Origin of the sequence: Pseudomonas abyssi, assembly GCF_003444685.1 — a bacterium.
Classification (GTDB): domain Bacteria; phylum Pseudomonadota; class Gammaproteobacteria; order Pseudomonadales; family Pseudomonadaceae; genus Halopseudomonas; species Halopseudomonas abyssi.
Genome location: NZ_LMAZ01000001.1, coordinates 1,375,601 through 1,398,096, shown reverse-complemented (window position 1 = coordinate 1,398,096; position 22,496 = coordinate 1,375,601). Strand labels below are relative to the sequence as shown.

At 62.0% G+C, this 22,496-nt stretch carries 21 protein-coding genes; 12 read left to right on the top strand and 9 right to left on the bottom strand.

The features are described from left to right. Positions 1-174: 174 nt before the first annotated feature. From ASB58_RS06390 to ASB58_RS06360, 7 genes are read left to right on the top strand one after another with little or no spacing between them, the layout of a single operon-like run. Positions 175-1,233 (top strand): type VI secretion system-associated FHA domain protein, encoded by a 1,059-nt coding sequence (locus ASB58_RS06390; RefSeq protein ID WP_118129714.1) that lies wholly within the window; start codon positions 175-177, stop codon positions 1,231-1,233. Positions 1,234-1,237: 4 nt separating this feature from the next. After that, on the top strand, positions 1,238-1,705 hold the full coding sequence (tssJ, locus tag ASB58_RS06385) for a type VI secretion system lipoprotein TssJ (protein ID WP_118129713.1): 468 nt from the start codon (positions 1,238-1,240) through the stop codon (positions 1,703-1,705). Between the two features lies 1 nt (position 1,706). Then, complete coding sequence (tssK, locus tag ASB58_RS06380; protein WP_118129712.1) at positions 1,707-3,038, top strand: type VI secretion system baseplate subunit TssK; 1,332 nt, start codon at positions 1,707-1,709, stop codon at positions 3,036-3,038. 3 nt (positions 3,039-3,041) lie between these two features. Next, positions 3,042-3,890 carry a type IVB secretion system protein IcmH/DotU gene (gene icmH, locus ASB58_RS06375; RefSeq protein WP_118129711.1) on the top strand — a complete coding sequence of 283 codons (849 nt, stop codon included), beginning with the start codon at positions 3,042-3,044 and terminating at the stop codon, positions 3,888-3,890. Continuing rightward, positions 3,887-7,231, top strand: a complete 3,345-nt coding sequence (gene tssM / locus ASB58_RS06370) for a type VI secretion system membrane subunit TssM (RefSeq protein WP_118129710.1) — start codon at positions 3,887-3,889, stop codon at positions 7,229-7,231. Before icmH ends, tssM begins: the two co-directional genes overlap by 4 nt. Continuing rightward, on the top strand, positions 7,228-7,968 hold the full coding sequence (locus ASB58_RS06365) for a PP2C family protein-serine/threonine phosphatase (protein WP_118129709.1): 741 nt from the start codon (positions 7,228-7,230) through the stop codon (positions 7,966-7,968). Before tssM ends, ASB58_RS06365 begins: the two co-directional genes overlap by 4 nt. Next, entirely contained in the window at positions 7,965-8,915 is a 951-nt protein-coding gene (locus ASB58_RS06360) for a serine/threonine-protein kinase (protein ID WP_235827232.1), read from the top strand. The genes ASB58_RS06365 and ASB58_RS06360 overlap by 4 nt, the downstream gene beginning before the upstream one ends. An 81-nt stretch (positions 8,916-8,996) precedes the next feature. On the opposite strand, the gene thrH is transcribed toward ASB58_RS06360, so the two are convergent. After that, positions 8,997-9,614 carry a bifunctional phosphoserine phosphatase/homoserine phosphotransferase ThrH gene (gene thrH, locus ASB58_RS06355; RefSeq protein WP_096005129.1) on the bottom strand — a complete coding sequence of 206 codons (618 nt, stop codon included), beginning with the start codon at positions 9,612-9,614 and terminating at the stop codon, positions 8,997-8,999. 223 nt (positions 9,615-9,837) lie between these two features. On the opposite strand from thrH, the gene ASB58_RS06350 reads away from it, so the two are divergent. Further along, entirely contained in the window at positions 9,838-10,563 is a 726-nt protein-coding gene (locus ASB58_RS06350) for a phosphoadenylyl-sulfate reductase (RefSeq protein WP_118129707.1), read from the top strand. A 47-nt stretch (positions 10,564-10,610) separates the two neighbouring features. Here the strand turns inward: ASB58_RS06350 and cysB are convergent, their stop codons facing one another. The 3 genes from cysB to ASB58_RS06335 all read right to left on the bottom strand — a co-directional run bounded on the left by cysB (position 10,611) and on the right by ASB58_RS06335 (position 13,627). Continuing rightward, positions 10,611-11,585: an HTH-type transcriptional regulator CysB gene (gene cysB, locus ASB58_RS06345; RefSeq protein WP_118129706.1), complete on the bottom strand. Its 975-nt coding sequence runs from the start codon at positions 11,583-11,585 to the stop codon at positions 10,611-10,613. A 158-nt stretch (positions 11,586-11,743) separates the two neighbouring features. Beyond that, positions 11,744-12,661, bottom strand: a complete 918-nt coding sequence (locus ASB58_RS06340) for a 5'-nucleotidase (protein ID WP_096005126.1) — start codon at positions 12,659-12,661, stop codon at positions 11,744-11,746. Between the two features lie 9 nt (positions 12,662-12,670). Further along, positions 12,671-13,627 carry a putative 2-dehydropantoate 2-reductase gene (locus tag ASB58_RS06335; RefSeq protein ID WP_096005125.1) on the bottom strand — a complete coding sequence of 319 codons (957 nt, stop codon included), beginning with the start codon at positions 13,625-13,627 and terminating at the stop codon, positions 12,671-12,673. Positions 13,628-13,865: 238 nt separating this feature from the next. Between ASB58_RS06335 and ASB58_RS06330 the strand changes: the two genes are divergently transcribed. Further along, positions 13,866-14,948, top strand: coding sequence for a 3-deoxy-7-phosphoheptulonate synthase (locus tag ASB58_RS06330; RefSeq protein WP_118129705.1), 1,083 nt, complete (start codon positions 13,866-13,868; stop codon positions 14,946-14,948). 56 nt (positions 14,949-15,004) lie between these two features. On the opposite strand, the gene ASB58_RS06325 is transcribed toward ASB58_RS06330, so the two are convergent. After that, positions 15,005-15,280 carry a GNAT family N-acetyltransferase gene (locus ASB58_RS06325; RefSeq protein ID WP_096005123.1) on the bottom strand — a complete coding sequence of 92 codons (276 nt, stop codon included), beginning with the start codon at positions 15,278-15,280 and terminating at the stop codon, positions 15,005-15,007. Positions 15,281-15,420: 140 nt separating this feature from the next. After that, positions 15,421-16,815, bottom strand: a complete 1,395-nt coding sequence (locus ASB58_RS06320) for a GntP family permease (RefSeq protein WP_118129704.1) — start codon at positions 16,813-16,815, stop codon at positions 15,421-15,423. A gap of 266 nt (positions 16,816-17,081) precedes the next feature. Between ASB58_RS06320 and ASB58_RS06315 the strand changes: the two genes are divergently transcribed. Further along, on the top strand, positions 17,082-17,336 hold the full coding sequence (locus ASB58_RS06315; RefSeq protein WP_118129703.1) for an Lpp/OprI family alanine-zipper lipoprotein: 255 nt from the start codon (positions 17,082-17,084) through the stop codon (positions 17,334-17,336). Between the two features lie 25 nt (positions 17,337-17,361). On the opposite strand, the gene ASB58_RS06310 is transcribed toward ASB58_RS06315, so the two are convergent. Genes ASB58_RS06310 through ASB58_RS06300 form a run of 3 tightly spaced genes read right to left on the bottom strand, consistent with a single transcriptional unit; the run spans position 17,362 to position 19,270 of the window. Then, positions 17,362-18,300 carry a L,D-transpeptidase family protein gene (locus tag ASB58_RS06310; protein ID WP_425220532.1) on the bottom strand — a complete coding sequence of 313 codons (939 nt, stop codon included), beginning with the start codon at positions 18,298-18,300 and terminating at the stop codon, positions 17,362-17,364. Next, positions 18,300-18,632, bottom strand: coding sequence for a hypothetical protein (locus ASB58_RS20005; RefSeq protein ID WP_174704261.1), 333 nt, complete (start codon positions 18,630-18,632; stop codon positions 18,300-18,302). The genes ASB58_RS06310 and ASB58_RS20005 overlap by 1 nt, the downstream gene beginning before the upstream one ends. Next, a complete protein-coding gene (locus ASB58_RS06300) occupies positions 18,629-19,270 on the bottom strand; it encodes an arylesterase (protein ID WP_202974593.1) in 642 nt (213 codons plus the stop codon). Before ASB58_RS06300 ends, ASB58_RS20005 begins: the two co-directional genes overlap by 4 nt. 13 nt (positions 19,271-19,283) lie before the next feature. Between ASB58_RS06300 and ASB58_RS06295 the strand changes: the two genes are divergently transcribed. Both ASB58_RS06295 and ASB58_RS06290 read left to right on the top strand, forming a co-directional pair. Next, positions 19,284-19,967: an ABC transporter ATP-binding protein gene (locus ASB58_RS06295; protein WP_096005119.1), complete on the top strand. Its 684-nt coding sequence runs from the start codon at positions 19,284-19,286 to the stop codon at positions 19,965-19,967. Continuing rightward, a complete protein-coding gene (locus tag ASB58_RS06290) occupies positions 19,964-22,492 on the top strand; it encodes an ABC transporter permease (RefSeq protein WP_118129701.1) in 2,529 nt (842 codons plus the stop codon). Before ASB58_RS06295 ends, ASB58_RS06290 begins: the two co-directional genes overlap by 4 nt. Positions 22,493-22,496: the final 4 nt, after the last annotated feature.

Sequence of the window (22,496 nt, the reverse complement as noted above, 5' to 3'; positions counted from 1 at the left end):
AATGGATTCTGTAATGCGTCTATTCTTATTTCCCTGCCCGCTGGTCAGGCACACGCTGCTGCTGGTTGCTGCGTTCACCCTGTGCGCCTGTAGTAGCAACCTGCGCTTCGATGACGACCAATATCAGCCCCTGGACAGGCGTGGGACGCCTCCCCTGACTGAGGAGGCCCGCGCATGGAGCTGATGCTGGAAGTCATCTACCCACCCGCCTCAGCGCAGGAGCCACCGCTTACCCGCCAGTTCCGTCAGGCCGGCGGCGTCATCGGCCGCGCCGCCGACTGCGACTGGGTGCTGCCCGACCGCCAGCGCATCATCTCTGGTCGCCATGCCCAGATCAGCTACAGCGAGGAGGCCTTTTATCTCACCGATACCAGTAGCAACGGCATCCACATCAAAAGCGATGGCCGCCGCCTGACCAAGGGCGAGCCCGAACGCATTGAGCACGGCCAGATCTACTGCCTGGGCGAGATGGAGATACGCGCGCGGCTGCAGCAGGTCACCAGCAGCAGTGCCCATCCACTGATCCCTGACGATGCCTTTCTGTCGTTGGGCGAAGGCGGTCATGAAAGCGATGACCCGCTGGCCGAATGGCTTCAGACGCCCGAGCAGGCGTCATTGCCAACATCCAGCGCAGAGCATCACCCGGTGGAGGCGGAGCATGTCCGCCTGCCACGCACCCAGTCGCCGATCACACCGCGGCCGACAGGCGACTTCGAGCTAGCAGAGCAGCTGTGCCAGCAACTTGGGCTGCAGCCCGCCTCCTCGGCCCAGGCCGCCGCACTCAGCCGCCAGGCCATCGGTCTGCTGCGCAGCGCCGTTGCCGAACTGCAGCACAGCCTGCACACACAGCAACACAGCGCGTCTCAGTTGCAGGCAAACGCCATGCGCCACCCGCTCAGCGACAGCGCGGATGCCGTCACCGCCCTGCAGCAACTACTGGGAGCAGCCGATGGCGAAGAACTGCTCCGCAGCGCCTGGCGTCAGCTCAGATCCCACCAGCTGGCGATTCAGCAGGCTGGCAACCGGCTGTGCGACCAGCTGCCGGTGATTCTGGCGCCCGCCCACCTGCTGGGCCCGGGCGGACCGCGCACCGACGGCGCCCGCTGGCGCGCCCTGCAGCAGCACTACCAGCAACCCGGTCCGCTTCAACAGCGTTGCCAGCACGCCTTCAGAGAGGCCTATCAGGAGCAGCACCACTTGCTTAACAGCCTCCACCACAACCCCTTCGGATAAGCCCATGCATCGTCTCCTCCTTGCCCTGGCGGCCTGCCTGCTGAGTGCGTGCAGCCTGCTGTCTCCCTACTCGCACATGACCAAAATCGACCTGCAGATCAGCGCCACCGACTTGCTCAACCCGGATTTGCACGGCCGCCCCTCACCCGTCGTGCTGCAACTGATAGAACTGCGCCATCCCGTGGCCTTTGAGCAAGCCGACTTTTTTGCCCTGCAGCAACGACCGCAACAGATCCTGTCGCCCGACCTGCTCGCGCTCCAGGAGCTTGAATTGCGCCCCGGCGAACAACGCCAGTTCAAGATAGCTGCCGGGCCCGAAGCACGACACCTGGGCCTGATCGCAGCCTATCGCGACTTGCCCAACACCCGCTGGCGCATCCGCCTGGATGTGCAGCCTGGCGCACGCAACCAGTTCACGCTGGCGCTCGACGAACACGGCATCAACCAACAACAGCCCACCGGAGAGCCCTGACATGCAAACGCTTAATGTGGTGTGGCACGAAGGAATGCTGCTGCGGCCCCAGCACTTTCAGCAGCATGACCGCTACTACGACGAGCAGCTCACCCGCCGCACCAGCGGCTTGCACGCCCACGCCTGGGGCTTCACTCGCCTCGATCTGGATACCCAGTTCCTCGCGCTGGGCAAGATCGTGCTGAGCGATGCAGCCGGCCTGCTACCGGACGGCAGTCTGTTTGACCTGGCGCAACGCGCCGAGCCGCTTGCGCTCGACATCCCGCCCGGCACCTTGAGTACCCCTGTCTACCTTGCCCTGCCCCTCACCAGCCGAGGCCATCTTGAGGTACAGCAACCCGGGAGCGAAGCACCACTGGCACGCTATCTTAGCGCCGACCATGAGGTCAGCGACGCCAACGCAGGTGCGGGTGGCAGCGCTACCTTGCGTGTCGCGCAGCCAGCTTTTCGTCTGGTGCTGGGCGATGCCGGCGAAGACCAGGCGCTGGTTCGTCTGCGGCTTTGTCAGGTACAGGAGTGCGGTAGCGATGGCAACATCCGTCTGGATGAAGACCTGACCGCCAGCTACCTGCACTGTCAGGACAGCCCCTACCTGCAAAAATGCCTGCAGGAGACCATCAGCCTTGTGAAGCACCGCGCAGATGCTCTGGCCGAGCGGCTGCGTAGCCGCGGCACCGCCGCCAGTGCCGAGTTGGGTGACCTGCTGATGCTCCAATTGCTCAACCGCCAGGAACCCTTGCTGCGACAACTGCGCAACGGCAGCCACACCCCGCCTGCCGTGCTGTTCAACCTGTTGCTGAGCCTGCTCGGCGAACTATCCACCTTCAGCTGCGACAGCAAGCGCCCCCCCGCCGACCTGCATTACCAGCACAGCGACCAGGGTGGTAGCTACCGGCAACTCATGCGCGCCTTGCGCCAAAGCCTGTCCATGGTGCTGGAGCAACACGCGATGGAGCTGCCACTGCAACAACGGCAGTACGGCATTCGCGTGGCCCCCATCAGTGATCCGGCGCTGCTTGATGGCGCTCTCTTCATCTTGGCGGCCAAGGCTGACTGCGACGGCGACGCCCTGCGCAAGCGATTGCCTACCCACCTGAAGATCGGTGCTGTTGAGCAGATTCGTCAGCTGGTCAACCTCCACCTGCCCGGCATCCGCGTGCGCGCGTTACCGGTTGCTCCCAGGCAACTGCCCTTTCATAACGATCGCATCTACTTCGCCCTGGAGCTCAGCGCCGATGAACGCGCACAGCTGGCCAGCTCTGGCGGCTTCGCGTTCCACGCCGCCGGCGAACTGAGCAATCTGCAACTGGCCTTTTGGGCCATCAGGAGCTGACGCATGCACGCAATGGCATCCCGAGATGACGACCGGACTGTGATCCTCGCCCAGGACGACGCCTGGTCCGCCGACAGCCCCCTCACTGACTACGACCCAGCGCTGCGTCCACCGCCTCTGGCACAACGCCTGTCGCTGCCACCGGGCAACAGCTCGTTGCTGATCGACGCCCACGGCCCCAATACCCTGTTGACCCTGGCCGCGCCGCTGCTCAGCGAGCTGGTTCAACTCAAATCCGCCGACGCGCAGGAACGTCCGGAGCTGTTGCGCGAATCGCTGCGCGCCGGTATTCAGTACTTTGACCTGCAATGCCAGGACCACGGCATCGAGCAAACCAGCCGCCACGCTGCCCGCTATGTGCTCTGTACCGTACTCGACGAAGCCATTCTTGCCACGCGCTGGGGCAACGACAGCGACTGGTCACAACACAGCCTGCTTGCCCTCTTTCACCAGGAAACCTTCGGCGGTGAAAAGTTTTTTGTCCTGCTGGAGCGCCTGAACCGGGACCCGGGCAGACACCTGGACGTACTAGAGCTGATGTACGTCTGCATCGCCCTGGGTTTTCAGGGACGATATCGCTTGCAGCCGCGAGGTGAAACGGCCCTGGCCGAGCTCAGTGAGCGCCTGTACCGGGAACTTCGGCGCTACCGCGAGGCGCCCGACACCCGACTGGCCGAGCCCAACGCTGTCGATGCAGCCGACCATTCGCTGCGCAGGCCCTTTCCAGCCTGGCTGTTGCTTTGCGCCACACTCGCGGGCATGACCCTGCTGCATACTGCCTTCAGCAGTACGCTGGAACAGCAACGCCACAACACATTGCAACAGTACAGCATCCAGGAGGCGCGACAATGAACCCTGTTCTCCCGCGCCTGCTGGGTCTGCTGCGCTCCCCGGCTGGCTGGACGGCGCTGTTGCTGGTACTGCTCGGCTTATTGGTCTGGACCCTTGGCCCGATGATCTCGGTGAACGGCCACGCGATCTGGAGCAGTCGCTGGAGCCGCGCAGGCACCATCGCCCTGCTGGCAATGCCATGGCTGCTCTGGCGTACAGTCACCTACTGGCGCACACGTCCCAAGCCCTCGCCACCGACCGCCGAAGAACAACAACAGCATGAGCGGCAGGTAGACGTACACCTGGCACTGCACCAGCGCGCCATCCTCGCCCAGCAGCAGCTACAAAAAGCCGGCGTGACTGCCCGCCAACGACGCAGACAACCATGGTACCTGCTCATAGGCCCGCAGGGCGCCGGGAAAAGCAGCCTGCTGGCGCAACCCGACCTGCCGCTGCTTTGCAGCACCGCAGAGATCCCTGACGGCAGTGCAGGCAGCAGCCCGGCCGAATGGCATTGCCACCACGCAGGCACCCTGATCGATTGCAGCGGTCACTGCCTGCCCGAGGTCGACAGTGACCAACCTGCGCCGCACTGGCAGGCCCTGCTGTCCCTGCTGCGCCAGCGGCGCCAACCGGCATTGACCGGTGTCATCATCACCTTGCCGGTAGACCTGCTTCAGCAGAATCACGACCTGGAACTGGACAACCTCGCGCGGCGGCTGCGCCATGCACTCAGCGAGCTACGCAGCCAGCTGGGTCTGGACTTGCCGGTCTACCTGCTGCTCAGCAAGAGCGACCTGATTCCGGGGTTGGCGGAGCTCCTGGAGCAGCTCCCGCTCGAGCAGCGCCAGCAACACTTCGGCATGCGACTCGACAACCACCCGCAAGCGGATTCCGCGCAGCGCACGCAAGCCTATGCGGCGTTACTAGGCCGCCTCAACGCACAGATGCTTCATCGCCTGCACCAGGAGCGCGATCCGGCGCGCCGCGGGCGGTTGCTGGATTTGCCCTGGCAACTGGCGCGCCTCGAAGGACCTGTTCAGCGTTTTATCGAGCAAACCTTCAGCGCCAGCCGCTACCAGTCGGGTTCTCGCCTGCAGGGACTCTATTTCACCTGCAGCGGCCAGTCGGAGCAGGATAACCTGCTGTATGCCCCGGGTCCGCCGAGGCAATCGGGCTTTGTCACCGAGCTGTTCGAGCAGGTCATCCTGGGCAACCCGCACCGGGTATCACTCGATGCCAACCGCGAGCAGCGCCAGCGCCGCCGCCAGCGCGTAGGGTTCGGCCTGGCGGCGGCGGGGCTTGCCTGCTGCGCCGTTGGCTGGAGCTGGGCCTATCACCAGCAAAGCGAACGGCTTTCTCAGCTGGCCAACCTGGCCGAGCATTTCCTGCCGAGCACCCCGAAAATACAGGCGCACAGCCGCATCACCGCCTTGCTGCAGCAACTGGATACCCGCTACGCCGCTACTCTTGTACACCCCGAAACCGGCGGCCGCGTCCTCACTCGAACCCTGACTCTGGAGCAGGCACCTGACGTCCTGCCCCAGGTACAGCGACACTACCAGCAATCGTTACGCGACTACCTGCTGCCCCTGATAACCCGCCAGCTTGAGGCACGCCTGCGCAGAGCCCACGCTGACCGCCAGCAACTGATTGGCCACTTGCGCGCCTACCTCATGCTCAGTCAGCCAGAGCGCCTGGAGACAGGTTATCTACAGCAGTGGATGGGCGAAGAGTGGCAGCACCGCTACCCCGAACAGACCGATGTACAAACCCAACTGAGCGCCCACCTTGAGCGCCTGCTGGCGCTGCCGTGGCAGGCAACTGCGGTCGATGAGGCGCTGGTCGCCAGGGTGCGCGACCAGTTGCAACAGGAGTCCCTCGCACAGCTGACCTACCGCCTGCTGCGCGAACAGGCACGTGCCTTGCCACACTATCGCCTGGACAGCCAACTGGGTACCGACCATCAATTGCTCGCCAGCCGCCCAACCGCCATCCCCGGCTTCTATACCCGAACCGGCTATCAGACCCTGTTCCAGCAACAAGGGCCTGCCCTGATCGAAGGTCTGCTGGAAGACAACTGGGTGCTGGGTAATCGCAGCCAACTGACACCAAGCGAACAACGCCAACTGCTTGTTGAGGTGGAGGCTCTGTACTTCCAGGACTACACCGACGAGTGGATCCGCGCGCTGGCTTCACTGCGCATGGCAACATTGCGTAATGGCCGGGCGGTTACCGACCTGTCGGCCTTGAGCGCCAGCAGCGCACCACAACTGCTTTTGCTGCAACAGCTGCGCGAGCACACCCGACTGATTGATCCGCAACGCGAGCGCGCAACCCCCGCCAGCGCCGCCAAGCAAGCCCTGCAGCAGCAGTTCGCCAATCTGCATGGCTTGCTCGACAGCGACGGCAACCCTACCGCGGCATTGCTGCAGAGCCAGCAAGCGCTCACTCAACTGCAGTTGCAGCTGGCGCAGCTCTACAACAGTGGCGACAGCGGGCAGCTGGCCTTCGAGATGGCGCGCAAGCGCATGCAACACCAGGCCGATGCGATCAGCGCCACGCGTGACGCCGCCAGTGCCCTGCCAGCCCCCCTCAATGGCTGGGTCAACCAGTTGGCGTCAGACGCATGGGGGCAGGTACTGGCTGATGCCAGCCGCTACGTGAACCAGCGCTACCGGACCGACCTGTACAGTGTCTACCGCAGCGCATTCGCCCAGCGCTATCCGTTCAGTGCCAGCAGCAGCCGAGATGTCGAGTTGAACGACTTCCGTCGCTTTTTCCAACAGGAAGGCACCATCGAGCAGTTTGTCGCCAACTATCTGCAACCGTTCGTGATTCAGCGCGATGGTCGCTACCGCCTTCGCTCCCTGGACGGACGCAGCCTGCCGCTATCGTCCGCGTTGCTGACCCAGCTGGCACGAGCCCAGGCAATCCGCGCCGGCTTCTTTGCCGATGACCCCTTCGAGCCTGGCGTGCAGTTCCGCCTGGAGCCCTACGCGCTGGATGCCAGCCTGGGCCGTGCCAGTTTCCACTATGGGCCCCAGCAACTTGAGTATCGTCACGGCCCCATCGTCGCCAGTGCCTTTCGCTGGCCCGCTGCCGAAGGCAGCGAACGCATCAGCCTGACGCTCGAGGACTTGGGCGGTCGACGCCTGGGACTGCAGCAGGAAGCCGGCACCTGGTCGCTGTTTCGCCTGCTGGACCGCATAGAGATTCAACGCCAGGAAGAACGCGATGCCCTGCTGCTGCGGGCCAGCATTGGCGGTATGCGGGCCCAGTACCTGCTGCACAGCCAGCGAGCGCCCAACCCCTTCGACCCGGAGTTGCTCCGCGGCTTCGCCCTGCCGGCACAGCTATGATCCACTGGGACAGCGCGAGTCAGACTCACATTGGCAAGGTTCGCAAGCGTAATGAAGATGCGCTGCTTGACCGACGCCTGGGCAGCCTCTGGGCCGTTGCCGACGGTATGGGAGGCCATCACAACGGTGCACTGGCCAGTCGTCTGATCGTGGAACAACTCGCGGACCTGCCACTGGGGAGTAATCTTGACCAGAATCAGCGGCGGGTTCGCCAGGCCCTGCACCAGGTAAACCATCGTCTGACGCAGGACATGACAGTATGCGCCGGCGGACCCGCTCCCTTGAGCGGCAGCACCGTGGTGACCGTTCTCGCCCAAGGCCGGCGTGCTTTCTGTCTGTGGGCAGGCGACAGCCGCTGCTACCTGTGGCGCCAGAAAAAGCTATACCTGCTGTCGCGTGATCACACCCTTGCCCAGCAATTGATCAGCAACAGCAACATCAGCGCCAGCCAGGCGGCACGTCACCCCAACGCACAGGCACTCACCCGCGCCGTTGGCGCGCACGAGGTACTGCACCTGGATGTCAGCGAGTTTACGCTGCAGGTTCATGACCGCTTGCTTCTCTGCAGCGACGGCCTGTATCGCAGCCTGAGCATCAGGCAACTTGCCCAGTCATTGCAGCTGCCGACGGCGCAAGCGATCGTCGAACAGCTGTTTACCCTCGCCCTGCAAGGCCCCGCCAGCGACAACCTCACCGCCATCGTTATCCGCCCCACACCCGCGACGAGCCCAACGTGAACCAGACAAGCGCGCCGACAGGCGTCCCCTTACAGACCCCAAGTGACCTACCAGAGCTGATGGGCAAGCGTTATCGCATCGAACGCCTGCTTGGCGTCGGCGGCATGGGCGCGGTCTATCGGGCACGTGATCTGGTGCGCGAGCAGTTTGGCGACCCCGAGCCCTGGGTTGCGCTGAAAACATTGAACGACACCTTCTCCCGCCACCCCGACGCCAACGCCCTACTCTACAGCGAGTTTGCTCTGACCAGCCGCCTGCACCACCGCCATATCGTGCGTCCCCACAGTTTCCACGTCGATGCGCACAGCCAGCGCGCGTTCCTGACCCTGGAGCTGCTGGCCGGGCCAACGCTGGACCAGATCATGGCCGCTCAGCCTCAGGGCCTGCCCTGGAATGACTTGCAACCCTTGGCGCTGGCGCTGCTTGATGCACTGCAGCACGCGCACCAGCGCGGCGTGCTGCATGGCGACATCAAGCCCACCAACGTGATGCTCTGCGACAATGACGTGCGCTTGTTCGACTTTGGCCTCGGCCAGGGCAACGAAGGGCTGCTAAGCCGCCTGCCCCGGCTCTCGCGCCGGCGTCTCGCGGCCTGGACTCCCCGCTATGCTGCACTCGAGTTGCTTAATGGTGGCGATCTCAGTCCTGCAACTGACCTGTATGCGCTGGCCTGCGTACTCTACGAGCTTGCCAGCGGTCATCACCCATTCAGCCGCCTGACGGCACGTCAGGCAATGCGCATGGATCAGTACAGCAGCCTGCAAAAGCCGACGAACCTGCCCGCACATTGCTGGCCAGCACTACGGCGGGCACTCGCGTTCGAACCGGCACAACGAACCAGCAGCGTGAGCGAGTTGAGGCAGGTATTCGGCCAGCCGATACGGCGCTGGTGGCCTTGGCCGCAATGGGCCGCAGTGAGCTTGCCACTCGGGCGAACCAGCCAATGAAAAAAGCCTGTTGACGCTAGATGGCGTCAACAGGCTCTGGCTCGGCGCAGATCACTGCCGAGCAAGCAGATCAGCGTTGTCTTACAGCGACAGCTCGCGGTTGGAGGCAGCAATAAAGGCCTTTTTCAGGTCTTCATAGGTATGTACTGCCGGGAACTGCGGGAATTCGCTAATCACGTTGTCAGGCGCGTGGAACAGGATACCGGCATGCGCCTCCGACAACATGGTGGTGTCGTTGTAGGAATCACCGGCGGCGATGATGCGGTAGTAAATGCTCTTCAGGGCGATGACTGACTGACGCTTGGGATCTTTTTGACGCAGCTGATAGTCGACCACGCGGTCGTTCTCATCGGTGATCAGACGGTGGCACAACAACGTCGGAAAGCCCAGCTGGCGCATCAGCGGCTGAGAGAACTCATAGAAGGTGTCAGACAGAATCACAACCTGGAAGCGCTCACGCAGCCAGTCGACAAATTCTACGGCGCCATCCAGCGGTTTGAGAGTCGCGATGACTTCCTGAATGTCCGACAGCTTGAGGCCGTGCTTGTCCAGAATGGAAAGACGCTGCTTCATCAGTACGTCGTAATCCGGAATATCACGGGTGGTCGCCTTCAGTTCCTCAATGCCGGTCTTTTCGGCAAAGGCAATCCAGATTTCCGGGACCAGTACGCCCTCCAGGTCAAGGCAAGCAATTTCCACGTGATACTCCTGAGTTTCAATAGTTGAGGCTGGCGCACAATCTACCGGCAAGCGCTGTCAGGCGCAACGAGAAGGACGCTAGAAGCGCCGAGCAACCTCGAAAAAAGGCATAAAAATATAACTAAATAAAAGAGGATGGACTAAGACGCCCTTTGCTAGACTGCCCGCCTGAAACCAGAAACGGTGGCACACCGATCCACCGCCGGATTGAGAGCCTGATGCAATGAGTAATGTCGACATCGACCAACTGGCCAGCGAGTACGCCAGCAAGTCGCCCCAGCAGATCCTCGAGCTGGCAATCAGCCAGTTCGACAATCTCTGGCTATCGTTCAGTGGCGCCGACGATATCGTCGCGCTGGATATGGCCTGGAAGATCAACCCCGAAATCAAGGTGTTCACCCTCGACACCGGCCGCCTGCACGCCGAGACCTACCGCTTCCTGGAGCAGGTACGCAAGCACTACAGCATTCAGCTTGAAGTGCTCTCCCCTGATCATCAGCAGCTGGAAGCGTACGTTCGTGAAAACGGCCTGTTCGACTTTTACGAAAATGGCCACGGCGGCTGCTGCGGCGTGCGCAAGATTGCACCGCTGCGCCGCAAACTGGGCACAGTCGACGCCTGGATTACCGGCCAACGCAAGGATCAAAGCCCCACCCGCGCCGACGTACCGGTGATTCAGCTGGACACCGCGTTCTCGACGCCGGAACACCAACTGGTCAAGTTCAATCCGTTGGCCAACTACAGCAGTGAGGACATCTGGAATTACATCCGCATGCTGGAGATTCCCTACAACCCGCTGCACGAGAAAGGTTTTATCAGTATTGGCTGCGAGCCTTGCACGCGCCCCGTGCTGCCGAACCAGCACGAGCGCGAAGGCCGCTGGTGGTGGGAAGAGTCCACCAAGAAGGAATGCGGTCTGCACGCCGGCAATCTGATTGCACGCAGCTGACACCAGGCTGCAAATACGAAAACGCCGGCAACAGCCGGCGTTTCGTTTCAGAGGACAGGTAGCTCGACCCCGTCGAACAGCGCCTCCAGCTCCACCTTGTTGCTGCACAGCAGCGCCTGATCGATCATCTCGCGCGTCAGATGCGGGGCAAATGCCTCGATAAACTCGTACATGTAACCGCGCAGGAAAGTGCCCCGGCGGAAGCCGATCTTGGTCACACTGGACTCGAACAGCTGACTGGCATCAATCACCACCAAGTCCGGATCTGCCACAGGATCGACCGCCATGTGCGCCACAATGCCAACCCCCAACCCCAGTCGCACATAGGTTTTGATCACGTCCGCGTCGGCGGCGGTAAACACCACTTTCGGCGACAACCCGCGATTGCTGAAGGCCTCATCAAGCTTGGAACGCCCGGTAAAACCAAACACATAGGTTACCAGTGGCCACTCTGCCAACGCCTCCAGGCTCAGAGACGACAACTGCGTCAGCGGGTGCCCCTTGGGCACGATGACGCAGCGATTCCAGCGATAGCACGGCATCATCACCAGGTCGGCGAACAGCTCCAGCGCCTCGGTGGCGATGGCGAAATCGGCGGTACCGTCTACGGTCATTTCACAGATCTGCATCGGCGTACCCTGATGCATGTGCAACGAGACGTCCGGATAGTTCTTGATGAATTTCTGAATGATCGGGGGCAAGGCGTAGCGCGCCTGGGTATGCGTGGTTGCCAACGTCAGCGTGCCCTTGCGCTCGTTGCTGAACTCCTGAGCAATCTGCTTGATGCTGTCGACCTTGCGTAAAATCTCGCCAGCGGTCGCAATGATGCGCTCACCGGCCGGCGTGATGCGGGTCAGGTGCTTGCCACTGCGAGAAAACACCTCTACGCCCAGCTCGTCTTCAAGCAGGCGAATCTGTTTGCTGATACCGGGCTGGGAGGTGTACAGGCTCTGGGCGGTGGCGGAGACGTTCAGGTCATGGTGGGCCACTTCCCAGATATAGCGCAGTTGCTGCAGCTTCATGAATGCTTCCTCTATCGATCCAAGCCCGGTGGCGGCTTGGCTGGCGCGGCAACGCGTTAATCGCTTATAACCAGATCGCCTGTTCTGACAGCTAGGTTAGTCCATAAATTCCGGCAACGGAATGAAATAGTGCAGTGTGTCTCACACCTGCGCCATTATCAGACCGGCGAGGACGATTTGAGGTTGCTGATACCGTGCGGGACATGCCCAGTCGGCACCACACCCACGGCGCGCTGACAGTGCCCCTCCTGGTCATCGAAGAACAGATCAGCGCCGAAGGCCTGCAGAAACTCGGACTTGTCCAGGCCGCCCAGAAACAGGGACTCGTCCAGCCGAATATTCCACTCACGCAGGGTACGAATTACCCGCTCATGGGCCGGGGCACTGCGCGCCGTCACCAACGCAGTGCGGATCGGACATTGCTCATTGGCAAACTCGGTCTGAATGCGATTGAGTGCAGCCAGGAACGCCTTGAACGGGCCACCCCTAAGGGGCTGATGGGCTGACGCCTGCTCGCTGGCCTGGAAGGCTGCCAGTCCGTCGCGCTGGAACACCTGCTCGGACTCGTCGGAAAACAGCACCGCGTCGCCATCAAAGGCGATACGCAGCTCATCACGCTGTTCTGGGCGGCGCTTGGCCGGCAGGATGGTTGCCGCAGCAAAACCGGCATCCAAGGTGGCGCGAACGTCCTCGGCGTGGGTCGATAGAAAGAGCTGGCAGCCAAAGGCCGGGATATAGGTAAAGGGGCTGCGACCGCCGGCAAAAGCGGCCCGGGTGATACCCAGGCCGTAGTGCTGGATGGAGTTGAACACGCGCAAGCCGGTATCGGCGCTGTTGCGAGAAATCAAAACCACCTCGACCCGGCTATCACCCTCGAGCAGACTGTTGATGCGCAGCAGCTTCTGCACCAACGGGAAGGCCTCGCCCGGCTCCAGCGGCTCGTCTTCATGCGCTATCTGATATAAGCGATAGGCTTCCAGCCCCTCGCGCTCGAAGACCGCGTGGCTATCGTCCAGATCAAACAGCGCTCTGGAAGAAATGGCGATAACCAGTTTGTCGCCGAGCTGGCTGGGCATGCGGCCTTCCTATTGATTGGACAGGTATCGGTTCTGAATGAACGTCAGCTGATCCAACATTGCCTCGATTTTCGGCAGGCTGCAACCTGCCTCACGGCCCTGACGCAGCAGCTCACCGTACAGGCTATCCAGCTCCATGGGGCGTTTGTGCAGCCAGTCGTGGTACATGCTTGGCTGGTAGTCGGGCATGGCGCCAGTCCCCATCAGCAGCTTGTCCGCCAGACCGTCAGGCATGCTGACGCCTTTGGCCCGAGCCGTGCTGATCACCTCTTCCATCATTTCCTTGATCAGCTTGTTACTTGCCGGGTCTTTCAGCAACGCTTGGGTACCGGAGTTCAGCACCACGGAAATACCGTTGAAAGGCGCATTCCAGACCAGCTTCTGCCAACGTGCTTCGTCTACCCCGGGCAGCAGGCGTGTGGGAATCTTGCCAGAAGCAAGCAGCTCTGCACCTTCTTTAAGCAGCGCCTGCTGCGCTTCGACACTGGTAGCCGGGCCAGAGTGGTAACCGAGATCGACCATACCATTGGCTTGGTGCTTGACCAGGCCCGGGCCTTCGCGGAACAGGCAGACATAGCACAAACCGCCAATCAGATGCATAGAGTCGGGCAGGTGGGGTCGCAGCTGGTCTTCGTTGCTCAGGCCGTTTTGCAGCAGCACCACCTTGGCATCGGGCTTGCCAGCGCGGGTGATGATGTCGCCCAGGTTGCCTGCGGTCGACTTGGCGCCGATGAACAGCCAGTCGCAGGGCGGCATGTCTGCAGCATCCTGGTACGCCTGCACCGGGTGCAGATGCAGTTGTTCATTGACCAGGCTGTTGATGGTAATGCCCTTCTCCACCACAGCGTCATATTCACTGCGCAGCAAAAAGTGCACATCATTTCCGCCGTTGGCCAGCATGGCGCCGTAGAAGCCACCGATTGCGCCCGTGCCGATGATGCCGATTTGCAGTTTGTTCTGGTCCATACAACCCTCATTTGGATGATCTGTTATTGGTATTCGGCAATGGTAAGGGGCAGGCGCCCGGTAAGACAGTCAACAACACGACAAAATGGCACGGCGGCGTCCTTCCGCGCGCCAATTAATTTTGTTTTTCAGAGCGATAGCGGCCTGCGGGGTAGCCTAAGCGGCCAACCTTGATTAAGCTGTGACGCACTCAAAATAGCGCCGCACCGCGCGGCCGGTACCACTTCCGGGAAGACTGATGGCCGATTTACCTATTGATGACCTGAACATTACCTCCAACGAGATTCTGATTACCCCCGAGCAGCTCAAAGCGAAGATTCCGCTCAGCGCAGCTGCCCAGGCGACCGTTGTCGAAAGCCGCCAGGTTATTCGTGACATTCTCGATGGCAAGGACCACCGCCTGTTCATCGTCATCGGCCCCTGCTCGATCCACGATATCGAGGCCGCCAAAGACTACGCCGCGCGCCTTAAGAAACTGGCCGAAGAAGTCAGCGATACCCTCTATCTGGTGATGCGCGTCTATTTCGAGAAGCCGCGTACGACTGTCGGCTGGAAAGGCCTGATCAACGACCCTTACCTGGATGACTCGTTCAAGATTGAAGATGGCCTGCACATCGGCCGCCAGCTGCTCTGTGACCTGTCGGAAATGGGCTTGCCCACCGCCACTGAAGCGCTCGATCCAATTTCGCCCCAGTACCTGCAGGACCTGATTTCCTGGTCGGCCATCGGTGCTCGCACCACGGAGTCCCAGACCCACCGCGAAATGTCCTCGGGCCTGTCCTCGGCCGTCGGCTTCAAGAACGGCACCGATGGCAGCCTCTCGGTTGCCATCAATGCCCTGCAGTCGGTCTCCAGCCCGCACCGTTTCCTGGGCATCAACCAGCAGGGTCAGGTCTCTATCGTCACCACCAAAGGCAACCCCTACGGCCACGTCGTGCTGCGCGGCGGCAACGGCAAGCCCAACTACGACTCGGTCAGCGTCGCCCTGTGCGAAAAGGATCTGGAAAAGGCCGGCATCGCCAGCAACATCATGGTCGACTGCAGCCACGCCAACTCCAACAAGGACCCGGGCCTGCAACCGCTGGTCATGGACAACGTCGCCAACCAGATCCTCGAAGGCAACGACTCAATCATCGGCCTGATGGTCGAGAGCCACATCGGCTGGGGTAACCAGTCCATTCCGAAAGACCTGTCGCAGCTGCAATACGGCGTTTCGGTGACTGACGCCTGTATCGACTGGGCGACCACCGAGCAAAGCGTGCGCAGCATGCGCGACAAACTGAAAGACGTACTGCCCCGCCGCCCCCGTCTGCAACGCTGATTTACAGCCAACAAAAAACCCGCCAATCTGGCGGGTTTTTTGTTGCGTTTGGCTGGCTACTCAATGTTCGCCGCGTGACGATCCATGTAACGCTCAACGTATGAACACGACGGGATGACGGTGTAACCGTGCTCACGGGCGAACGTCAGTGCATGCGCCGTCAGCTTGGCCGCCAATCCCTTGCCACGCAAGGCATTGGGTACGAAGGTGCGGTAGATATCCAGCGTCTTCTTGCCCAGATCCATGTAGGCGAGATAAGCCCGTGCACCTTCCAATGCGATATAGAACTGCTTGCCTTCCTGATCATGCTGGACGGTGGCGTTCATATTCATTGTCAGTCTCCCAGGCAGATATAACTCCGAGCGAGGAGTCATCCACTATAGACCCTGATCGGCAGGAATGTTCCCCATCTGATGAAATTTTGTGCACTGGAGCACGCGGCGCCCATCAGGCGCCACCTGCTCCGCCGGCCTCAGGAGACCATGCCCATGCCCAGCGACATCAGCAGGGCGATGGATGCCAGACAGGCGATGACGGGCACCGCGACCGTGACAACAAAGATGTCCCGGTAGGCTTCCTTGTGGGTAATACCCATAATCATAAAGGTCGCAATCACCGCGCCGCAGTGCGGCAGCGAATCCAGACCGCCGGCAGCGATCGCTGCAATACGGTGCAGGATCTCCGGATCCACACCCATCTCGATGTAATGCGGACCCAGCGACTGCATGAAGATTTGCAGGCCACCGGAGGACGACCCGACAATCGCCGAGACCACACTGACCGACGCAAACACCGACAGCAGCGGCGGCAGATCAACGTTGAGGATCCAGTCGGCAAACTGGGCAAAACCGGCGGTCTGGGTGACCACGCCACCAAAGCCGATCACGGCAGCCGTGTTCAGCAGCGGCATGATCGAGTCATCGGCGCCCTGTCCAAAGGCCTGAGCAGCTGTGCGACGCAGCGCAGGGAACAGCAGCACGCAGGTCAGCGAGCCGAGAATCAGCGAAATGCTGGGCCAGATAATCGGCTGGGCCGCGCTGAACAGCAACACGCGGGCCACAATGCCGTCGCTCTCGGACCAATCTGCCATGCCCAGGAAGGCGCGCGGCAACATGATCGAGCCCAGCACCACCACCATCGGAATCAATGCCATCCACCACACCGGGGCGTCGTTCGGATCGCCAATGAGCTGCTCCATGCGGCGGTCCTGGGCGTTCTCGACAAAGCCTTCGCCACGCGCCTGGGCGCGCTTCCACTGGCTCTCCACGTACCACATGCCCAGACCGGCCATCAGCAACGCAGCAAAAATACCAATCCAGCCGCCGGCAAACAGGTCAGTCCCCAGCGAGCTGGCGGAAATCACGTTGTGGATCGACGGCGTGCCCGGCAGCGCGGTCATGGTGAAGGTACCCGCGCCAACGGAGGTGGCAGCCGCCCACAGACGCTTGGGCAGATTGGCCTCACGCATCAACGTGATACCCAACGGATACATGGTGAACACCACGACAAACACCACCACCCCGCCGTAGGTCAGCAAGGCGCAAACCACCATGCCAACCAGCAGCGTGTGACGCACGCCCAGAGCGCGAGTAATGGATAGCGCGATACTCTTGGCTGCCTGACTGGTAGCCATCACCTTGCCGAAAATGGCACCACACAGGAACAGCAGGAAGAACTTGCCGGCAAAGGTGAAAGCACCCAGCGGACCGAACGGAAAGAACTCGAGAAAGGTTTGCGAAATCAGCATGCCATTGGTCAGGGCGACCACCAGCGCGCAGACCAGCGCAGCAATAAAAATGTTGATACCACGCAACGCCAGATAGATAAGCAGCGTCACGCCGGCGATGAGACCCAGATTTCCAAGCATTATTTTTATCCTTGTAATGAACAGCGCAGGCTACATTAGCGCAGCGCCGAACACGGACAAAGACCCGAACACCTCCATCAGGGGAGTTTATTGTTGTTTATTGGTAACAGAATTAGCTCCACTCCCCTGTTCAGCTCGCAAGCAACTGCTACTATTAACAGCGCTGCCGGGAAGGCCCAGCAGACCATTCAGGGAACTCATGTAGCCACCTTGGGTCTTTTGCTGTGCGTTCTTGAAGCAAGGAACTTTTACACAAGGGGAAAGTTATGAAAACTGCACTGAAAGTATCCGCCGTAGCACTGGCAGCTCTGATTGCCGCTGGCTGCAGCAACAGCATGGAAAAGGAACTGAGCGCTCGCGTTGCCGCCAACGAAAACGCGACCGCCAGCGCCCAGGCCCGTGCAGACGAAGCCTACCGCAAGGCTGATGAAGCTCTGGCTGCCGCTCAACGCGCCCAGCAGACTGCTGACGAAGCCAACGAGCGCGCCCTGCGCATGCTCGAAAAGGCTAGCCAGAAGTAATAAGGCTGCCTGCAGCCGATCCGGATCACATGGTCCGGATCGGTTGTCCTATCACACCGGGAATGCCGCTCTCGGCATATACCAGATCTCTGATTGCCTTCCAGTCCAGACGAAAGCCCTGCACCTTGTCCTGCTGCTCAGCCAGCAAGCGTTGAATTGCCGCCTGCTTGTCCAGGGTTGACGGCATACCGTGTTCATCCAGCGCCGTGTGCACCTCCAGATACAGCAGACCGTCCTTGATACCCAGCTTGTAGGGCTGATTGACGATCGTCACCGGTGTACCGACCGGCACCTGCGGAAACAGCTCGGTAATGTCTTCGTTACGCATGCGGAAACAGCCGTGGCTAACCCGCGTCCCGATGCCAAACTTCTTGTTGGTGCCATGGATCACGTAGCCGCTGAGCGCCAGGTTCATCTTGAACGGCCCCATCGGATTATCCGGCCCGGGCGGCACGACCGAGGGCAACGGATCGCCGTTGGCGGCGTGCTCTTCAAGAATGGACTTGGGCGGATACCAGGACGGGTTGGCTTCCTTGCGCAGAATGCGCGTCTCGCCGATGGGCGAAGACCAGCCCTCGCGGCCGATACCCACCGGGTAGCTGGACACCAGCTGGGCATCCTTGTGGTAGTAGTACATGCGAAACTCGGGCAGGTTGATCACCACCCCCTCTCGCACGCCCTCAGGCAGCACATGCTCGCCCGGCAGAATGATCTCGACACCCGCGCCCGGCAACCATGGGTCAACGCCGGGGTTGGCCGCCGTCATTTCCAGATAGCCAAAACCGCGCACGCTGCCAAGGTCCGCAAAGGTGTCTTCATACGCGGCCTGATAACGCTCGACCTCGCCGATCATGTCCTGCTCGGGAGACAGCAACGGATACTCGTTGGCCGTCGCCGTTGTCGCCAGCCCCGCCATCAGTGCCACCAGCACACCCTTTAACAGCATCGGACCTTTCATCCGCATCAGCTCCCACTCAGCATCATGTTCAAGTCAAATTGCTGCACCGGCGCAGCCTCGCTCCGCGAGCGTGACACCGTGCGTCTTTGTCCGGCCGCGCGCGCCTGTTCAGCCAACCTTACGCAGGCCGGGCACAGCGTGCGCAGATCGGCCCTGGTCAGTTCTCGATAAATCGGGCGCGACGGCAGCAGATCCGCGCACAGGGTGCGTTCGCGGGGCACATCCAGGCGCAGGTTGATATCCACCAGATGAACATGCCTGGAGTCTTCGACAAAAAGATCCAACTGCTCATCCTGCTCCACCAGACACCAGCGCCTGGCCATCCAGGATAGGCTCAATTGTCGACCTCATCGGCCGACTGTGGCGACTGGACCCAATCGAGGATCACCGGCCATGCATTATCCAGAATGCCCGGCTGCCCCTGTGCGTTGGGGTGCACACCATCAGCTTGCATCAGCTCTGGTACGCCCGCGACGCCTTCGAGCACAAAGGGCACCAGCGGCACCTGCTGTTGCTCGGCGACATCACGGAAGACCTGTTCAAAGGCGCTGGTATAGCGCACGCCGTAGTTCGGCGGAATGCGCATACCCAGCAGCACCACCTCCGCCCCGGCCGCGCGTGAGCGTTCGACCATGGCCGCAAGATTCTGTTGCATTTTATCGGTGGGTAGCCCGCGCAGGCCGTCGTTACCGCCCAGCTCAATCACCACCAGGTTGGGCTCATGCCGCGCCAGCAGGGCCGGCAGGCGTGCCAGACCACCTGCGGTGGTGTCGCCACTGAGCGACGCATTGTGTACCTCAAAGGGGAGGTTCTGCGCCTCCAGACGGCGCTCCAGCAGGCTTACCCAGCCGTCACTGATTTCCAGACCGAAAGCGGCGCTGATACTATCACCGAGGATCAAAATCCCCTGTGCTGCTGCGGGCAGGGAGAGCAGACACAGCAACAGCCCTCCCAGCCAGTTTCTCAAGACGTTCATCAGGCCCGTTACCATGTCAGACGCTGTCGTAATTGCCCGCCACCTTAACAAAGTCGTCACCACCTCGGAAGCGCCACTGCAGATCCTCTCGGACGTAAACCTGAGCATTCAGCGCGGCAGCAGTGTGGCCATTGTCGGCGCCTCGGGCTCCGGCAAATCCACCCTGCTCAGTCTGCTCGCCGGCCTGGATCTGCCCAGCAGTGGCGAGGTGCTGCTGGCCGGTCAGTCACTGACTGCGCTGGACGAAGACCAGCGCGCCGCTCTGCGCGGCCTGGAGGTCGGTTTTGTGTTCCAGTCCTTCCAGCTGCTGGACAGCCTGAATGCGGTCGAGAACGTGATGCTGCCGCTCGAGCTGGCCGGCCGCCGTGATGCCCGTCAGCATGCCACCGAGCTGCTGGAACGGGTCGGTCTCAAGGCGCGTCTCAGCCACTATCCGCAGCAACTGTCTGGCGGCGAGCAGCAACGGGTTGCCATCGCCCGCGCCTTTGCCAGCGAGCCCGCCATTCTGTTTGCCGACGAGCCGACCGGTAACCTGGACGCCGCCACCGGCCAGAAGATCACCGATCTGCTGTTTGACCTGAACCGGGAACACGGCACCACCCTGATTCTGGTCACCCACGACGAACGCCTGGCCGCCCGCTGCGAGCGCGCCTTGCACATGCAGGCAGGTCAACTGCAGGCGGAGCAGGCGGTATGAACAGTGCGCCGCTGGCCAGCCTCGCCTGGCGCTTGCTGCGTCGGGAGTGGCGCGCGGGGGAGCTGCGCGTACTGCTCGGCGCATTATTGATTGCAGTCACCATCAGCACCGCCATCAGCTTTTTCACCGAGCGCCTGGAACGCAGCATGACCGGCCAGGCCGCCGAGTTTCTCGGCGCGGACCTGGTAGTCTCCTCCGGCAGTCCGCTGCCCGATCTGTACGCTGAGCACGCACAGAACCAGGGCTTGCAGATCAGCCGACAAGTCGGCTTCAACAGTGTCATGGCCAGCGATGCAACCATGCAGCTGTCCAGCGTCAAGGCAGTGGATGCAGCCTATCCGCTACGCGGCCAGATGCGCATTGCCGAGCAGCCCTTTGCCGCAGAAAAAACCGTCAGTACCGGCCCGGCTGCCGGCGAGCTGTGGATCGAGCCGCGCCTGCTGACCCAGCTGGAGCTGGAGGTGGGCGATGCACTGGAGGTGGGCTACGCCAGCCTGACCATCAGCGCGCTGCTGACTCATGAGCCGGACCGTGCCGGGGACTTTTACAGCCTGACGCCGCGCGTACTGATGAACCTGCAGGACCTGGAGGCCACCGGTATCGTGCAGCCCGGCAGCCGCGTCCGCTATCGCCTGCTGTTGTCTGGGGAAGACCAGCAGTTGAGCGCCTATCAGCAGTGGCTGGAGACGCGCCTGGAACCCAACCAACGGGTCACCTCGGTCAAGGACGGCAATCGTCAGGTAGGCCGTGCGCTGGGCCGGGCGGATCAGTTCCTTGGCCTGGCCAGTATCGCGGCGGTGGTGCTGGCCGGCGTTGCCGTGGCCCTGTCTGCTGGCCGCTTTGCCCTGCGCCATTTCGATACCAGCGCCATGCTGCGTTGTCTCGGGCTGTCACGCCGGCAGGTGATGCGGCTGTTCCTGTTGCAGCTGCTGTACCTGGGCGCGCTGGCCACCCTGCTGGGGTTGGCCTTTGGCTGGCTGGCCCAATGGGGGCTGCTGCAGTTGCTGCGCGAACTATTACCCAGCAGCCTGCCCGAGCCCGGACTGACGCCCCTGCTGGTCGGCGGCGCGACCGGCCTGTGCGCCCTGCTCGGCTTTGCCCTGCCGCCACTGCTGCGCCTTGGTCAGGTCGCCCCCCTGCGCGTGCTGCGCCGGGATCTAGCCCCCATGCCCAGCAGCAGTTGGCTGATCTATGGTCTGGCGCTGGCTGTGCTGAGCCTGCTGATGTGGCAGTTCACCGGTGACCTGCAGATCACCCTGGCGATGATCTTCGGCGGCGCGGCGGCGGCGCTGGTACTGGGCCTGCTGGCCTGGCTGCTGCTGCGCAGTGTTGCCGGCAAACTGCACAACCTCAGCCTGGCCTGGCGTCTGGGCAGTGGCGAGCTGCTCAAACGCCCGGCCGCAGCAGCGACACAGATTCTCGCCTTTGGGCTGATCTTCATGAGTATGCTGGTGGTGCTGATTCTGCGCACTGAGCTGCTCAGCGACTGGCAGGACCAGCTGCCGGCCGATGCGCCCAATCACTTTGCACTGAATATCCTGCCCAGTGAGCAGCAGGCCTTTGCCGAGCAGCTGGAACAGATAGGTGCGCGCAGCGCCCCCCTCTACCCTGTGACGCCGGGGCGCTTGGTCAGCATCAACGGTGAGCCGGTGCGCCAGGAGGTAAGCAAGGAGGCAGAGCCTGACGGCCAGCGCGGCGAACAGGACCGCGGCACCCGTGCCATCAATCGCGACCTCAGCCTGACCTGGTCTGCCACACTGCCGCCCGACAACCAGTTGACCGCCGGCCAGTGGTGGAGCGACAGCACGCCTGATAACGCCGTCTCGATCGAATCCGAGCTGGCGGAGAGTCTGGGCGTTGGCCTGGGCGACGAACTGGGCTTTGTCATTGAAGGCCAGTCTCTGAGCGCCATCGTCACCAGCGTTCGCCAGGTCGAGTGGGACAACTTTACGCCCAACTTCTACATGGTCTTCGCCCCCGGCGTGCTGGATGGGCTGCCCGCCACCCTGCTCACCAGTTTCCATTTGCCTGCCAGCGCGCGTGCCTCGCTGCGCGGTCTGACCCGACAGTTTCCGGCGATGACGCTACTTGAGGTGGAACCGGTACTGGAGCAGATTCGCGGCATCCTCAAGCAGGTCACCCTGGCGGTGGAGTATGTGCTGGTCTTTGTCCTGCTCGCGGGGCTGGCGGTGCTGTTTGCCGCCCTGCAGGCAACCCTGGATCAGCGTCTGTACCAGGGCGCACTGCTGCGTACTCTGGGTGCTGAGCGGACGCTGCTGCGCCGCGCCACCTGGCTGGAGTTTCTCCTGCTGGGGCTGCTCGCCGGCGTGATGGCGGTGGTCGCCGCCGAGCTGGCTACTTGGGCGCTCTACCGTTTTGCCCTGGAGCTGGATTGGGCGCCGCATCTGCTGTTCTGGCTGCTCACGCCGCTGACCGCTGCCCTGTTGATTGGCTGCGCTGGCGTTTGGGGCACCCGTGCAGTGGTGCGCCAGAGCCCCATGCGCCTGATCAGCCGGGGAGCTTGATGTA